At 65.8% G+C, this 15452-nt stretch carries 15 protein-coding genes; 12 read left to right on the top strand and 3 right to left on the bottom strand.

The window, feature by feature from the left end; genetic code table 11:
* The first annotated feature begins 47 nt into the window (after positions 1–47).
* A complete protein-coding gene (locus CH295_RS04090; RefSeq protein ID WP_094739850.1) occupies positions 48–674 on the top strand; it encodes an LppP/LprE family lipoprotein in 627 nt (208 codons plus the stop codon).
* On the opposite strand, the gene CH295_RS04085 is transcribed toward CH295_RS04090, so the two are convergent.
* On the bottom strand, positions 671–1309 hold the full coding sequence (locus CH295_RS04085) for an MBL fold metallo-hydrolase (RefSeq protein WP_094739849.1): 639 nt from the start codon (positions 1307–1309) through the stop codon (positions 671–673). The genes CH295_RS04090 and CH295_RS04085 overlap by 4 nt on opposite strands.
* A gap of 100 nt (positions 1310–1409) precedes the next feature.
* On the opposite strand from CH295_RS04085, the gene purS reads away from it, so the two are divergent.
* From purS to CH295_RS27675, 4 genes are all read left to right on the top strand, one after another.
* On the top strand, positions 1410–1661 hold the full coding sequence (gene purS / locus CH295_RS04080) for a phosphoribosylformylglycinamidine synthase subunit PurS (protein WP_032395924.1): 252 nt from the start codon (positions 1410–1412) through the stop codon (positions 1659–1661).
* Positions 1658–2335, top strand: coding sequence for a phosphoribosylformylglycinamidine synthase subunit PurQ (gene purQ, locus CH295_RS04075; RefSeq protein WP_094639287.1), 678 nt, complete (start codon positions 1658–1660; stop codon positions 2333–2335). Before purS ends, purQ begins: the two co-directional genes overlap by 4 nt.
* A gap of 36 nt (positions 2336–2371) precedes the next feature.
* Positions 2372–2722 (top strand): VOC family protein, encoded by a 351-nt coding sequence (locus CH295_RS04070; protein WP_094739848.1) that lies wholly within the window; start codon positions 2372–2374, stop codon positions 2720–2722.
* Positions 2723–3055: 333 nt separating this feature from the next.
* Positions 3056–3217, top strand: coding sequence for a hypothetical protein (locus CH295_RS27675; RefSeq protein WP_155288495.1), 162 nt, complete (start codon positions 3056–3058; stop codon positions 3215–3217).
* Positions 3218–3242: 25 nt separating this feature from the next.
* On the opposite strand, the gene CH295_RS04060 is transcribed toward CH295_RS27675, so the two are convergent.
* Complete coding sequence (locus tag CH295_RS04060; RefSeq protein ID WP_094739911.1) at positions 3243–4139, bottom strand: hypothetical protein; 897 nt, start codon at positions 4137–4139, stop codon at positions 3243–3245.
* A 58-nt stretch (positions 4140–4197) separates the two neighbouring features.
* Between CH295_RS04060 and CH295_RS04055 the strand changes: the two genes are divergently transcribed.
* Positions 4198–5505 carry a M18 family aminopeptidase gene (locus tag CH295_RS04055; protein WP_037194573.1) on the top strand — a complete coding sequence of 436 codons (1308 nt, stop codon included), beginning with the start codon at positions 4198–4200 and terminating at the stop codon, positions 5503–5505.
* A 354-nt stretch (positions 5506–5859) separates the two neighbouring features.
* Here the strand turns inward: CH295_RS04055 and CH295_RS04050 are convergent, their stop codons facing one another.
* A complete protein-coding gene (locus CH295_RS04050; RefSeq protein ID WP_230596429.1) occupies positions 5860–6624 on the bottom strand; it encodes a nucleoside phosphorylase in 765 nt (254 codons plus the stop codon).
* 113 nt (positions 6625–6737) lie between these two features.
* Between CH295_RS04050 and purL the strand changes: the two genes are divergently transcribed.
* The 6 genes from purL (at position 6738) to CH295_RS04020 (ending at position 15349) form a co-directional block, all read left to right on the top strand.
* Positions 6738–9029, top strand: coding sequence for a phosphoribosylformylglycinamidine synthase subunit PurL (gene purL / locus CH295_RS04045; protein ID WP_094633011.1), 2292 nt, complete (start codon positions 6738–6740; stop codon positions 9027–9029).
* Positions 9030–9112: 83 nt separating this feature from the next.
* Positions 9113–10840 (top strand): alpha/beta hydrolase, encoded by a 1728-nt coding sequence (locus tag CH295_RS04040; protein WP_252341905.1) that lies wholly within the window; start codon positions 9113–9115, stop codon positions 10838–10840.
* Positions 10837–11463 (top strand): CPBP family intramembrane glutamic endopeptidase, encoded by a 627-nt coding sequence (locus tag CH295_RS04035; RefSeq protein WP_252341897.1) that lies wholly within the window; start codon positions 10837–10839, stop codon positions 11461–11463. The genes CH295_RS04040 and CH295_RS04035 overlap by 4 nt, the downstream gene beginning before the upstream one ends.
* Before the next feature lie 6 nt (positions 11464–11469).
* Positions 11470–11856 (top strand): sterol carrier family protein, encoded by a 387-nt coding sequence (locus CH295_RS04030; RefSeq protein ID WP_094739846.1) that lies wholly within the window; start codon positions 11470–11472, stop codon positions 11854–11856.
* A 127-nt stretch (positions 11857–11983) separates the two neighbouring features.
* Complete coding sequence (gene purF, locus CH295_RS04025) at positions 11984–13546, top strand: amidophosphoribosyltransferase (RefSeq protein WP_037194761.1); 1563 nt, start codon at positions 11984–11986, stop codon at positions 13544–13546.
* A 114-nt stretch (positions 13547–13660) separates the two neighbouring features.
* Entirely contained in the window at positions 13661–15349 is a 1689-nt protein-coding gene (locus CH295_RS04020; protein ID WP_094633014.1) for an ABC transporter substrate-binding protein, read from the top strand.
* Positions 15350–15452: the final 103 nt, after the last annotated feature.

Below are 15452 nucleotides of genomic sequence, written 5' to 3'. Positions count from 1 at the left end.
TGCGGGCGACATATCTGGCGTCGGACAATACGAACCAGGCGGTCTTCATGAAACGACTTCTGCTCCTCGCTCTCGGTGCATCGGCCCTCGTCGCCTGCGGGGGAGCGGAGCAAGGAACGCCCTCGGCAGCACCGTCCTCGGCCGTTCCGGCGACCACGGCGGCAAGCCCGGCGTCGGTGACACCCGACCCGGCCACCGTCACCGAAGAAACGCAGCCACAGCGGACCCCACCCGAGGAAGCCGGCGACCTGGTTCCGATGGGCCCACCGGACGCCGAGCCGCAGTGCCTCGATCTGGCGTCGGCACAGGTGACACAGGCCGTGGACTCGCTGCCGCTCGTGTTCGCCGACTCACCGTGGGTCGCCACCGACATGGGTGATCCGTGTGCGTCGTTCACCTGGGTCGAAGCCCTGCCGTACGGCGCGACGGTGAGTTCGCCGACGCATCTGCTCTTCTTCCACGACGCCGAGTACTTGGGCACCGCCACGCTCGAGCCGTACGGATTCACCTCTGTTGCGGCGCAATCCGCCGACACCGTGTCGGTGAACTACCGCTGGCCGCTCGCGAGCGATGCGAATGCCAATCCCACCGGCGGCCCGGTGACGATCGACTACGCGTGGGACGGGACGCAGGTGACCATGAGCGGCACCCTTCCGCCCGAGGTCACCGGCTAGATCGAGACGGACGATTCCTCGGGAAGCTCGCGGATTTCGGCGTCGGACATCTCCTTGAAGCGGCCGTAGTAGATGCCCCTCGCCTGCTCCGCGACGATGGCCTGGTGGATGGGGAAGGCCATATTCGGCGCTACCGCACGCAGGAATTCGACTGTTTCGGAGAGCTTCGACCACGGCGCGGCTGCGGGCAGCGCGAGAACCTCGACCTGCTGCTCGGGGACGAACAGCGAGTCACCCGGGTGGAACAGCTGGCCCGGATTCTCCGGTGTGCCGAGCAGGTACCCGGTGTTGTCGATCTCCGGCAGTTCGGGATGGATGACGGCATGGGTGCCGCCCACGCCGGTGACCGTGATGCCGCCGACAGTGAATGCCTTGCCTGCGGGAGCTGCCGCCCACTGGCCGCCCAATTGGCCCGCGGTCATCGGATCGGCATGCAGTGCCGCTCGCGGATTTGCCTCGACGAGAGCGGGAAGACGTTGCAGATCGACGTGATCCGGGTGCTGATGGGTGACGAGGATCGCGTCGAGTCCGGTGATGCCCTCGAACCCGTGGGAGAACGTGCCGGGATCGAACAGCACGGTGGTGCCGTTGAGTTCGACGAGAACGCAGGAATGTCCGAAGTGTGTCAGCCGCATGGGCTCCACAGTAAGCGCGGTTTCGCGCCTCCCGCCAGGGCTGCGTAGACTCCCACCTGCCGGTAACTGTCTTGCTGTACGTATTTCAAGGAGCGCTTTCGTGGCCCGAGTCGTTGTCGATGTCATGCCCAAGGCCGAGATTCTCGATCCCCAGGGTCAGGCGATCGCAGGAGCGCTCGGACGTCTGGGGATCTCCGGCGTGTCCGACGTCCGTCAGGGCAAGCGTTTCGAGCTCGAGGTCGACGACACCGTCGACGATGCCGAGCTCGAGAAGATCGCCGAATCGCTGTTGGCCAACACGGTCATCGAGGACTGGACGGTCACTCGCGTGTCGGTAGAGCCCGCCGCATGAGCGCCCGCGTAGGGGTCATCACCTTCCCCGGGACCCTCGACGACGTCGACGCCTCCCGCGCGGTCACCCTCGCCGGTGGAGAAGCCGTCAGCCTGTGGCATGCCGACGCCGACCTGAAGAACGTCGACGCCATCGTCGTCCCGGGCGGATTCTCGTACGGTGACTACCTGCGAGCCGGTGCCATTGCCCGATTCGCCCCCGTGATGGAGTCCGTCGTCAAGGCTGCCGAAGGCGGTATGCCGGTTCTCGGTATCTGCAACGGATTCCAGGTTCTCTGCGAGGTGGGACTGCTCCCCGGCGCGCTGACTCGCAACGAAGGCCTTCACTTCGTCTGCCGTGATCAGTGGCTGGCAGTGGAGAACACCGATACCGCGTGGTCGTCGCGATACGAGCCCGGTGCCGAGATTCTGATCCCGGTCAAGAATGCCGAAGGTCGGTTCCAGGCACCGCAGAACGTGCTCGACGAGCTCGAGGGGGAGGGCCGGGTCGTCTTCCGATACAGCGGCAGCAACCCGAACGGATCGCAGCGCGGGATCGCCGGCATCTCCTCGGCCAACGGCCGGGTCGTCGGTTTGATGCCGCACCCCGAGCACGCCACCGAGCCACTGACCGGACCGAGCGACGACGGCCTTGGCATCTTCTACTCGGCACTGGACACGATCGTCAACGCCTGACCCGAACTTGTCGGTGGTCGCCGATATCGTGCCGCCATGACACTGACGCTGGGCATGATCACGTTCGACACCACCGATCCCGGACCACTCGCACGCTGGTGGGCGGCGCAGGTCGAGGGCACGATCGTGGAGGAGAACGACGGCTGGTTCTATGTCGTCGAACTCGCTGCGGCACCGTATCGAATGGCCTTCCAGAAGATCGACGACCCGACGCCCGGCAAGAATCGCGTCCACCTCGACATGACCACCGATGACCTCGACGGTGAGGTCGCGCGCCTGATCGAGGCGGGTGCACGTGAGGTTGCGCAACACACCATGGGCGACTTTCGCTGGGTGACCCTGACCGATCCCGACGGCAACGTGTTCTGCGTGTCCGGTTCGCACTGAGTAGCGGATGCCCGCCCAAGCGTGGGTGACTCTCGTCGTGGGAGTCCTCGCCGTCGTCGGAGTCGCTCTCACCATTCGTCAGCGCACCGTTGCCGACAAACGGGCCCAGGCCTGACAGCGGATCGCCTGGTGCCTCGACCACACCGTCAGTGACAGTGATGACGAAGCGGAACTCGGCTGGGACGTCTTTGCGACGGTCACCGACTCCCCGCTCATCACCAGCACCGAACGCAAGGTGCTACTGGCCGTTGCGGGCCGGTCTGCACGTCGCGCACTGGCGCAACCGCGCGAAACCGAGGACACTGACGGCGAGAGCGAGCAGGAGGACCCGCGATGACCACCACCGACGAACGCAACATCAAAGCACCACGTCCAACGGTCGCCGCTGCCGCTGCCCGCGCGTACATCACCATGGCCGAACGCGATCATCAACCCGTCCCCGACTGGATTCGCGACGCTGCCGCCGGACGGCCCACCACTCCGCCGCCCGAATAGCGGGTCTACCGGCACGTGATCGCGGTCAGGCCGCACACGCTCGCAGCTCCGCCAAGGTAGAGGCAAAGATGCCCGTTGGGCCGTGCGATACGTCGCAGTATTCGCCGTCTCGCCAGAAGAACACCGAGCGCGACAGTGGGCTCGGTGTGTCACGTGAGAACACGTCCGCCAGTTCGGCGAGTGCGGCCGCTGCCGTGAGTGCACTGTCGGCGTTGCGCGGCCGGTGAAAAATGAACTCATAGGCATTGGGAACGACGAACACTACGCCGTACAGACATTCGCCGAGGTGTGCGGAGATCAGCGTGGACATATCGGCGACCTTGGACGCGAGGTAGATCGAATCGCCGCTGAGAACCTCGATGTCGATGCTGTTTCTGCTGAGAATTCGGCCGCCCTCGAACTTCAGCGCTGCGGTGTTCCTTCGGCCGGCTGCCCAGGCGGCGTTCAGGTCTCGGCCGACGAGATGCCGATCTGCCAGTGTCACAGCGCGATTCGGAGAAGACAGGTTCGGTACCCGTCGCGGTGCGCCCGGCACGTCGAGTAGCGGGACGGAATACTCGTACTCGCGCTCACCCATGGCCGCCAGGGCAGACGGAGCGATGACGCGCTCGCGCAGCCTCGAGTGGAACTCGTCGTCCGACAGTCCGGTGATGAACGTGGGATCCGCCTCGCGCATCGTCTCGATCATGAGATCGACATGGCCGGCGATGATGCCGTCCCACGCCGATCGACTCACCCCGGAGCACCGGGCGAACACATTGTTCAGTGACATGCGAACGCCCGAGCCCACCGCCAAAGTCGTCGCGTCCTCGCGGTGAACCACCACCCCGCGCTTGCGAAATGCTTCGATCGTCTTCATCCGCACGATGGCGAATGTGGTCGCATGAACTGCGCCGTAGTCAGGTGAAGTATGAAATTTCATGACGTTGTCCCCCCGGTCGGTGTGTGCTCTCGAGGTGTTCGACGCGGCGGCTGCCACAATGGTTCCCATGTCGACTCACGCCTCCGCAACCGGTCTCTGCAACTTCGTCGACGTCTCGCCGTCTCCGTTCCATGTCTGCAACACGGTCTCGGTGCAACTCGAGGACGCCGGTTTCGTGCGCCTCGAGGAGACCGATGCCTGGCCGACGGAGCCGGGCCGCTACTACCTCGTTCGCGGCGGATCGCTGGTCGCATGGAGTACCGAGAGCAGTAATTCGGGTCGTTCCGCAGGCTCCACTCCTGATGGCCCTTTCCGTATCGTCGGCGGACACACCGACAGCCCCAACCTTCGCGTGAAGCAACATCCCGATCTGCAATCCGCGGGCTGGCAGATGGTCGGCCTCGAACCGTACGGCGGTGCCTGGCTGAACTCCTGGCTCGATCGCGATCTGGGTATTTCCGGCCGGCTGAGTGTGCGCGACGGAAACGCGGTGCGCGAGGTTCTGGTCAAGGTCGACGAGCCGATCCTGCGAGTTCCACAGTTGGCGATCCACCTCTCCGAGGACCGCAAGGGCGTCACCCTGGATCCACAGCGACACGTCAATGCCATTTGGGGCGTGGGCAATTCGCCACAATCGTTCATCGCATACGTCGCCGAGCGAGAAGGCGTCGACCCGCATTCGGTACTGGGGTGGGAGTTGATGACGCACGATCTCGCGCCCAGTGCCGTCGTGGGTGTCGAGTCTGAACTGGTCAGCGCGCCGCGTCTGGACAACCAGGGCACCTGCTACGCCGGGACCCAGGCTTTGCTTGCCGCAGTGGAGAATCCGACCGCAGTCACTCCGGTGCTGGCACTGTTCGACCACGAGGAAGTCGGCAGCATGTCCGACCGCGGCGCGTTCTCGGATCTGCTGAACACCGTGCTCGAGCGCATCGTGCTCGGACGCGGCGGTGGCCGTGAGGACTTCCTCCGCACGATGGCCGGATCCATCTGTGCCTCAGGCGATATGGCGCACGCGACGCATCCCAACTACCCGGACCGGCACGAGCCCGCGCATCGTATCGAACTCGGTGGGGGACCGGTGCTCAAGGTCAACCAGAACCTGCGCTACGCAACGGATTCCGCGGGTGCCGGTGCCTTCGCGCTCGCCTGCGATCAGGCCGGAGTTCCCTTGCAGCGCTACGTACATCGCGCCGATCTGCCCTGCGGCTCGACCATCGGACCCATCACCGCGTCGCGCACCGGCCTGTCGACGGTGGACGTCGGAGCGGCGCAGCTGGCCATGCACTCGTCGCGAGAGTTGATGGGAGCCAGTGACGTGAAGTCCTACGCCGACGCGTTGGCGGCATTCCTCGCCCCTGCCTGAGTCCGATCGGCGATCGCAAACGCGCGCGCATTCGTCAGGTGCGCGTGGATTCGTGACCTGTGCGGGGGCGATGTCGCGCGCGTATGGCAAACGCGCGCGCGTTTGCGGGGCGGGGGTGTGGACGGAGGCTGAATACCGCGGCGCGACACCGTTCCCCGTTCCCCGTTCCCCGTTCCCCGTTTCTCGTTCCGCGATCGCAAACGCGCGCGCATTCGCCAGGTGCGCGCGGATTCGTGACCCGTGCCGGGGCGATTTCGCGCGCGTATGGCAAACGCGCGCGCGTTTGCGGGGCCGGAGGGGGGTGAGCCAGTGACCCGGGATTCGTGAACCCCTAGATCGAAGACCCGAGCTCGGCTAGACCGGGCTCAATTGCAGGCACGCATCGGCCGCGAGCCAGAACAACTGTTCGCGCACCGTCGTGGCCTTGGTCCAGCCGCGGTGATCCCAGTCGGCGGCGAGGGAGTCACCCGCGTACAGCAGTTGCGCGAATCGCACGCCGCGGAATCGGGCGACGGCGCAGAAGGCCGACGCTTCCATGTCGACCGTTCGGCAGCCTTCGTCGACGCGGCGGGAAACGCGGGCACGGGTCTCGCGGTAGAGGGCATCGGTCGTCCAGGAGCGGCCGGTGACGAAGTCGACTCCGGCGTCGGTGAGCACCGACTGCAGCACGGCCACGCCGGCGGGATCGGCGTCCACGACCCGTCCCGGCGGCAGGTAGTGGAACGAGGTGCCCTCGTCGCGGACGGCGCTGTCGACCACCATCACGTGTCCCATGCCCAGGTCGTCGGACAGTGCCCCCGCACCGCCGACGGCCACGAACTGGGTGCATCCCATCGCGATGGCCTCTTCGAGGAACAACGCTGCCAGCGGAGCGCCGACGCCGGGGTGGAAGACGGCAAGTTTCTCCCCGTTCCGTTCGATCTCGTAGACGGGGTGTTCGCCGTGCTCGGAGCGCATGATCGAGACGACTCTGGCGTCGCCCTTCGCGCAGATGCTGTCGATCACCTCGGAGAAGAAACAGACGACGGCCTTGGGTGGTACGTCGACTCCCTTGGCCACCATCGACGGGTCGATGACGCCCGTTTCGTCCAGATCGTTCTCGGTCAGCGCGATGTCCATCAGGTGATGTTCGCACGAACGAATCACAGCCCTGCACGACCGATGCCGTACATGTCGCAGGGTCCCGATAGACTCTCCCTGGCATTTCGCTCCATCGAAGGGACCTATTCCTCGTGTCCGCTAGCTCTGTACCCACAGACACTGTCTCCAACGCCGTCGCCACCCCCGACGTAGCGCAGCCGTACAAGGAACTCGGACTCAAGGACGACGAATACGTCCGCATCAAGGAAATCCTCGGCCGTCGGCCCACCGACGCCGAGTTGGCGATGTATTCCGTCATGTGGAGCGAGCACTGCTCGTACAAGTCCTCGAAGGTGCACCTGAAGTACTTCGGTGAGACCACCACCGACGAGATGCGTAAGCCCATGCTCGCCGGTATCGGTGAGAACGCGGGCGTCGTCGACGTCGGCGACGGCTGGGCCGTCACGTTCAAGGTCGAGAGCCACAATCACCCGTCGTACGTCGAGCCCTACCAGGGTGCGGCAACGGGCGTCGGCGGCATCGTCCGCGACATCATGGCCATGGGCGCTCGCCCGATCGCCGTCATGGACCAGCTGCGATTCGGTGCTGCCGATGCACCCGACACGCGCCGCGTCCTGAGCGGCATCGTCGCAGGCGTCGGCGGCTACGGTAACTCGCTCGGCCTGCCGAACATCGGCGGCGAGACGGTGTTCGACGCCTCCTACGCCGGTAACCCTCTGCTGAACGCTCTGTGTGCCGGCGTCATGCGCGTCGAGGACATGCACCTCGCGTTCGCGTCGGGCCTGGGCAACAAGATCATTCTGTTCGGTGCACGCACCGGTCTCGACGGTATCGGCGGCGTGTCCGTACTCGCGTCGGAGACTTTCGACGGAGACGAGACCGGCGGGGGCCGCAAGAAGCTGCCGGCCGTGCAGGTCGGCGACCCGTTCACCGAGAAGGTGCTCATCGAAGCCTGCCTCGAGCTGTACTCCAACAAGCTCGTCGTCGGTATCCAGGACCTCGGCGGTGCCGGGTTGTCCTGTGCCACTTCGGAACTGGCATCCGCGGGCAGTGGCGGCATGCACATCGAGCTGGAGAAGGTGCCGATGCGCGCCACCGGCATGACTCCCGCCGAGGTGCTGTCGAGCGAATCCCAGGAGCGCATGTGCGCGGTGGTCACTCCCGACAACGTCGATGCATTCATGGCCGTCTGCAAGAAGTGGGACGTTCTGGCCACGGTGATCGGTGAGGTCACCGACGGTGAGCACCTGCAGATCACCTGGCACGGCGACACCGTCGTCGACGTTCCGCCGAAGACCGTCGCGCACGAGGGCCCGGTGTACAACCGTCCCGTGCAGCGACCTGCCACCCAGGACGATCTGGTCGCGAACACCACGGCGTCGCTGAAGCGTCCGGAAACCGGTGACGAGCTGAAGGCGACGTTGCTGAAGATGATCGGCTCACCGCAGCTGTGCAGCCGACGCTTCATCACCGAGCAGTACGACCGCTACGTGCGCGGCAACACCGTCCTCGCCGAGAACGCCGACGCCGGCGTCATCCGCATCGACGAGAAGACCGGTCGCGGAATCGCTTTGGCCACCGACGCATCGGGTCGCTACACCGCACTCGACCCGTATCAGGGTGCGCAGCTCGCGTTGGCCGAGGCGTTCCGCAACGTCGCTGTCACCGGCTCGACCCCCAAGGCCGTCACCAACTGCCTGAACTTCGGCTCACCCGAGGATCCGGGCGTCATGTGGCAGTTCCAGCAGGCCGTGCGCGGCCTGGCCGACGGCTGCGTCACCCTCGGCATTCCCGTCACCGGTGGCAACGTCAGCTTCTACAACCAGACCGGTGCCGAGCCGATCCTGCCGACGCCCGTCGTCGGTGTTCTCGGCGTCATCGACGACGTGCATCGCCGCATCCCGACCGGTCTCGGCCTCGAACCCGGCGAGACGCTGATTCTGCTGGGCGACACCCACGACGAGTTCGACGGATCCATCTGGGCGCAGGTCGAGCACGATCACCTCGGCGGCGTTCCACCCAAGGTCGATCTCGCTCGCGAGCAACTGCTCGCAGACATTCTGCTCTCGTCCTCGCGTGACGGACTGGTCTCGGCGGCACACGATCTGTCCGAGGGTGGTCTCGCGCAGGCCGTCGTCGAAGCTGCTCTGGCCGGTGAAACCGGTTGCCGCATCATCCTTCCCGAGGGTGCCGATCCGTTCGTGACGCTGTTCTCCGAGTCCTCGGGTCGCGTACTGGTCGCCGTACCGCGCACGGAAGAAACTCGCTTCACCGGCATGTGCACCGCCCGCGGTCTGCCGTGGGCGCGCATCGGCGTCGTCGACGAGGGCTCGGATTCGATCGAGGTCCAAGGGCAGTTCTCCGTCCCGATGACGGAGCTGCGCGAGACGTTCGAGAGCACTCTTCCCAGACTCTTCGGCTGACCGAGGTGGGGGGACGCACATCGGAGCAGCGCCGGGGCGAGGTCGACGCGACACTCGAGCAGGACCAGCATCATCGGTACCACCTGCCCTCGGTCGAGTTCTCCGTCCCCTCACCCGCCAAGCACCCGTTCGTCATGTGGGCCTGGGGCCTGCTGCGCCTCGACTTCACCGGAATCGCGTTCAGCGCGTTGTTCTTCTGCTGGTCGCTGACTCCGTCCCTGCTCCCTCGCGGATGGTTGTTCCAGGGCATCATCGGCGGTATCAACGCGGCCATCGGCTACGCGTTCGGCGTCGCGGTGGGTTGGGCCGTGACCCGTTGGTGGCTCTCGTCCCGATCGTGGTGGCCGTTGCCGCGCAAGGTCGAGCTGGCCGTCAAGGTCGCCGTACCCGTCCTGGCGATTGCGGCATCGATGATCATGCTGGCGATCTCGGCGGAATGGCAGCGTGAGCTGGCCGCACTGATGGACGCGGAGGGCACCACCACGACGGGGTACTTCCGCACCGGTGCGCTCAGTATCGCCATTGCGGCGCTGTTGATTTCGGTGTGGCGGGTGTTGCGTGACCTCGTTCGCCTGCTCGCCCGTCAGATCAACCGCATCGTCAAGATGCCGCGCGAAGTGGCCAATGCGCTCGGGGTCGTCGTCCTCGTGGTGCTGTCCGTCGCGTTGGTCCAGGGCGTATTGCTGCGCGCGGTCTCCGAGGTCACCAATTCCGCGTTCAGTCTGCAGAACGACGAAACCCGGGACGGCGCAGAGCAACCCGTCGCCGACGAACGTTCCGGCAGCCCGAACTCGTTGGCGCCGTGGGACACCCTCGGGTTCGAGGGTCGCAACTTCGTCTCCAGCGGGCTGCGGGCCGACGAGATGGAGCGGGCCACGGGCCGTCCGAGCCTCGAGCCGATCAGGGCATACGCAGGCCTGGAAACCGCAGAGACCCAGGACGAGCGACTGAACATCGTGGTCGCAGAACTCGAGCGCACCGGGGCATTCCAGCGAGCGGCTCTCGTGGTCGTCCCGACCACCGGAACCGGATGGGTCAATCCCACCGCCATCGAAGCCGAAGAGCTGATGTTCGACGGCGATGTCGCCACCGTCGCATCCCAGTACTCGTACCTGCCGAGTTGGATCTCCTTCATTGCGGAGGGGGACAAGGCCGCGCAGGCAGGCAGAGCGCTGATCGACAAGGTGCACGACCGTTGGCTGCAGGAACCCGAGGCCACTCGCCCCAAGTTCTACGTCTACGGCGAGAGCCTCGGTACCCAGGCGGGGGAGGGCGCCTTCGACGGTTTGGCCGACATCAGGGCCACCGCCGACGGCGTGCTGTGGGTGGGGCCGCCGAACAACAACCGAATCTGGAGTCAGTTCGTCAGCCGTCGCGACCCGGGAAGCCCGGAGGTCCGGCCGGTCTACTCGGAAGGACTGACGGTCCGATTCGCCGACAACTCGTCGGGCATCCCGCCGGAGGATCAGCCCTGGTACGAGCCGCGAATCCTGTACGTGCAGCACGCGTCGGATCCGGTGGTGTGGTGGTCGCCGGACCTGCTGTTCGAGCGCCCCGACTGGCTGTCCGAGCCACCGGGACCGGACCGGCTACCGAGCATGCGCTGGTTCCCGGTCGTCACCTTCTGGCAGGTGGCCGCCGATCTGACCAACGCCGCAGGCGTCCCCGACGGGCACGGCCACAACTACGGAACCCTCGTGCTCGACGGCTGGGTGGCCGTCGCCGCGCCCGAGGGGTGGACCGAGCGCGACACCGAACGAGTTCGCGGCGTCATGGAGCAGTTCGCCGGCCGGGACGGTCCGGAGAAGTGAGAACCGCACTGACGGCCGGAGTGGAGCCTGCGGAACGACCCGTTCTGATCGGACTCGCGACGACGGCGTGGAGTACCTACCTCCTTCCCGCGCTCGGTCTCGACGCACGTCGGCGGGCGGTGGCCAACACCTCGTTCGCCGTCGGTGTTGCTGCACTGTCCCGAACGAGCGCGGCGGAACTCGGTCTGCGCAACACTGCCGCCGGCCTGAAGTGGGGCGCTGCTGCGGCGGCGGTGCCGGTGCTCGGATCCGCCGTCGTGGCCGCAGTTCCCGCGTTGCGACGCCGGGTCCGGCCGTCCGAGGACGAACTGGCCGAGTGGGTCCTGTTTCGGATTCCGGTGGGGACCGTCGTCACCGAGGAGTTGCTCTTCCGCGGTGTGCTCGACGCCGCGTCCCCTGCTCTGTCGCCGATCTTCTTCGGACTCTGGCACATTCACCCCGCTCGTGCTGCGGGTGACACCGTGCTCGGAACGGTCGCGGCGACGGCGGCGGCCGGTGTGGTGTTCTCGTGGCTGCGAGCCCGCAGCGGGAGTGTGCTCGCCCCGGCGCTGCTGCATTACTTTCTCAACGCGAGCGGCGCCGTGCTGGCGCATCTGGCGTTCGTCGACGAAGAGAAGGGCTGAACGACCATGCCACCGCACAAGGAAGTCGGCCCCGCCGAGGTGCGCGACGCCGTTCTGGCCGTCGAGCAATGGATCAAGGGTGAGGCGGACAAGCCTGCGCGGGCGCAGATCGCCGCCGCGGTGCGCACCACTGCCAGAACTCTGGGCCAGAATGCGCCCGGATCCTCGGTGGAGGTGCGGGTGCCGCCGTTCGTCGCGGTGCAGTGCATCGTGGGGCCGCGTCACACGCGGGGAACCCCGCCGAACGTGGTCGAAACCGATGCGCTGACGTGGCTGCAGGTGGTCACCGGAATCCGCGATTTCGCCGAGGCTCTCGCCGACGGTTCCATCGATGCGTCGGGCAGTAGAGCAGCCGAAGTGGGTCGCTGGCTGCCACTGTTGTCCATCAGGTGATTCGCTCGAAATCGGACACGGGTTCACCTGCTGGGAATCTCCCGTACACACGATGCGTTGACTCCGGCCGTGTGCCCGTAGACTCGGGCACGGCCCCCCGCCCCGTACCCCCAAGGGAGCAATGCCCGTGACCAACGCCGATTTGTCGGTCGACAGTCCGAATCTTCTGGTAGGCAAACCGCTCGACGAACCGGAGAACGAGCCGCGCGAGGAGTGCGGAGTGTTCGGAGTATGGGCACCGGGCGAGGATGTGGCCAAGCTCTCGTATTACGGTCTCTATGCGCTGCAACACCGTGGTCAGGAGGCTGCAGGCATCGCAGTGTCCGACGGCTCCCAGGTGTTGGTGTTCAAGGATCTCGGTCTCGTCAGCCAGGTGTTCGACGAGCAGACACTCGGCGCGATGCCCGGGCACGTCGCCATCGGACACTGCCGCTACTCCACCAGTGGATCGGTCACGTGGGAGAACGCGCAGCCGATCTTCCGCACCACCACCGCCGGCACCGGGATTGCGCTCGGCCACAACGGAAATCTGGTGAACTTCGCCGAGCTCGCCACCAAGGCGCGCGACGCAGGGTTGATCAGCGACCGGCTGCAGGGCAACGGCACGTCGGATTCCGACGTGGTGACCGCGCTGCTGGCGCACAAGGCTGCCGACTGCACCATCGAGCAGGCGGCGATGGAACTGCTGCCGCTGCTCAAGGGTGCCTTCTGTCTGACGTTCATGGACGAGCACACCCTCTACGCCGCGCGTGACCCGCACGGCGTGCGCCCGCTGTGCCTCGGCCGCCTCGATCGCGGCTGGGTGGTTGCCAGCGAGACGGCGGCACTCGACATCGTCGGTGCCGCGTTCGTCCGCGACATCGAGCCGGGTGAACTGCTCGCGATCGACGCCGACGGTGTTCGGTCCTCGCGATTCGCAGCCCCCGAGCCCAAGGGCTGTGTGTTCGAGTACGTCTACCTCGCTCGGCCCGACAGCGTCATCGGTGGTCGTTCGGTGCATTCGACGCGAGTCGAGATCGGACGACGCCTCGCGAAGGAGCATCCGGCCGAGGGCGACCTGGTTATCCCCGTGCCCGAGAGTGGAACTCCCGCTGCGGTCGGTTTCGCGCAGGGCTCCGGCATCCCCTACGGCCAGGGCCTGATGAAGAACGCCTACGTGGGGCGCACGTTCATTCAGCCGTCGCAGACCATTCGCCAGCTCGGCATCCGGCTCAAGCTCAATCCTCTCAAAGAGGTCATTCGGGGCAAAAGGCTGGTGGTGGTGGACGATTCGATCGTTCGCGGCAACACTCAGCGCGCCCTGATCAGGATGCTGCGTGAGGCCGGTGCGCTGGAGATTCACGTGCGGATCGCGTCGCCACCGGTGCGCTGGCCTTGCTTCTACGGCATCGACTTCGCTTCTCCCGCAGAGCTGATCGCCAACGGTGTCGACTCCGAGGACGGGATTCTCGAGGGCGTTCGGCAGGCGATCGGAGCCGATTCGTTGGGATACATCTCCATCGACGGCATGATCGCTGCCTCCGAGCAGCCTGAATCGCGCTTGTGTGCAGCATGTTTCACCGGCAAGTACCCGATCGATCTGCCTGCCGACAATGCGCTCGGCAAGCACGTCCTGGAGGGTCTGCTGGCTTCGGCCGCCGGGCAGCCGGTGGACAACGACGCGAATGTGAGTGCTCTGAGTCGTCCGTGAGCTGGGCGTTCCCGCGAGGGAACAGCGGGGTTTTCTCAATGCCACATATTGGAAACAGTCCGTCGGTACTGTCCCGAGTTACATAGGACACACCGATTGGATAGAGGCTTTCAGATGACCCTGTCGCCCGACGACGGACGCATGCAGCGCTACAGCGCGGCATCGAAGACCGCTGGACCCATCAGGGCCGTGCGCAAGCACGGCAAGAAGACCGCTGCAGTGGCAGCACTGTCGGTACTCGCATTGACTGCGGCAGCCTGTGGCTCGGGCCGCACCGACGACGCCGGCGGATCCGGCGACAGCGGCGGCGGCGAGACCATTACGGTCGGCACCACCGACCAGGTGACGTCACTGGACCCGGCCGGCTCGTACGACAACGGCTCGTTCATGGTGATGAACCAGACGTATCCCTTCCTGATGAACTTCGCGCCCGGTAGCTCCGAGCTCGAGCCCGACGTAGCCGAGAGCTGCGACTTCGCCGAGCCGACCGTCTACACGTGCACGCTGAAGGACGATCTGAAGTTCGCGAACGGCAACCCGCTGACGAGCGAGAGCGTGAAGTTCTCCTTCGATCGAATCGTCGCCATCAACGATCCCAACGGGCCCGCATCGCTGCTGACGAACCTCGACAGCATCGCGACGCCGGACGAGAAGACCGTCGAGTTCACGCTGAAGGCAGCGAACGACCAGACGTTCCCGCAGATTCTGGCGACACCGGCAGGCCCGATCGTCGATCAGACCGTGTTCCCGGCAGACTCCGTTCTCGACGACGACGCCATCGTGGCGGCAACGCCGTTCGCGGGCCCGTACTCCATCGCGAGCTACGCGAAGAACTCCCTCGTCAGCTTCACCGCGAACGGCGACTATCAGGGAATTCTCGGAGCCCCGAAGACGTCGTCGATCAACGTCAAGTACTACACCAGCTCCGACAACCTCAAGCTCGACGTGCAGAACAAGGCCATCGACGTCGCATGGCGCTCGCTGACCCCTACGGACGTCGAATCGCTCGGCAGCGTGGACGGTCTGACGGTGCACGAGGGACCCGGCGGTGAATCGCGCTACATGGTGTTCAACATGAACACGATGCCCGGCGACACCCCGGAGCAGAAGTTGGCCGTGCGCAAGGCAATTGCGGCCTCGGTCGATCGTCAGGCGCTGTCCGACGGCGTCTACAAGGGTACGTACACCCCGCTGTACTCCGTGGTCCCCACCGGTCTGGCCGGCGCGAACACCGCCTTCGGCGACGTCTACGGCACCACGCCCAATCGTGACGAGGCGGCCGGATTCCTCTCTGCCGCAGGCATCGCCACTCCCGTGCAGCTCAACCTGCAGTACAACCCGGACCACTACGGTTCGAGCTCGAGCGAGGAATACGCCGCGATCAAGAGCCAGCTCGACGCGACGGGCCTGTTCAACGTCAACCTGCAGTCCACCGAGTGGAGCACGTACACCAAGGAACGCGTCGCCGACGCCTACCCCGTGTACCAGCTGGGCTGGTTCCCGGACTACCCCGATGCAGACAACTACCTGACGCCGTTCTTCGGGCCGGACAACTTCCTGCAGTCGCACTTCGAGAGCCCGGCCATCACCTCGCTGCTCGATCTCGAACGCACGACCGCCGACGAGAATGCTCGGATGCAGATCATCGGTCAGATTCAGACCGAGCTCGCGACGAACTTCCTGCCGACGCTTCCGTTGTTGGAGGGCAAGCAGATCGCCGTCGCCACCGACGAGATCAGCGGTGTGGACGAGACTCTCGACGCCTCGTTCAAGTTCCGTTTCGTCACTCTCGCCAAGAGCTGACGGCGTGCCCACTACCGACAGCACGACGGTAGAGGGCGAGAAGCAAGCACAGCAGGCGAGCGCGCCGTCACGGTACGGCGCGCTCGCCCGTTATCTCGGGGTC

It is taken from the genome of Rhodococcus sp. 14-2483-1-2, assembly GCF_002259405.1.
In the GTDB taxonomy this organism is placed as follows: domain Bacteria; phylum Actinomycetota; class Actinomycetes; order Mycobacteriales; family Mycobacteriaceae; genus Rhodococcoides.
Note: the sequence above shows the minus strand (reverse complement) of the source record. Positions and strands in the feature narration are given on the sequence as shown.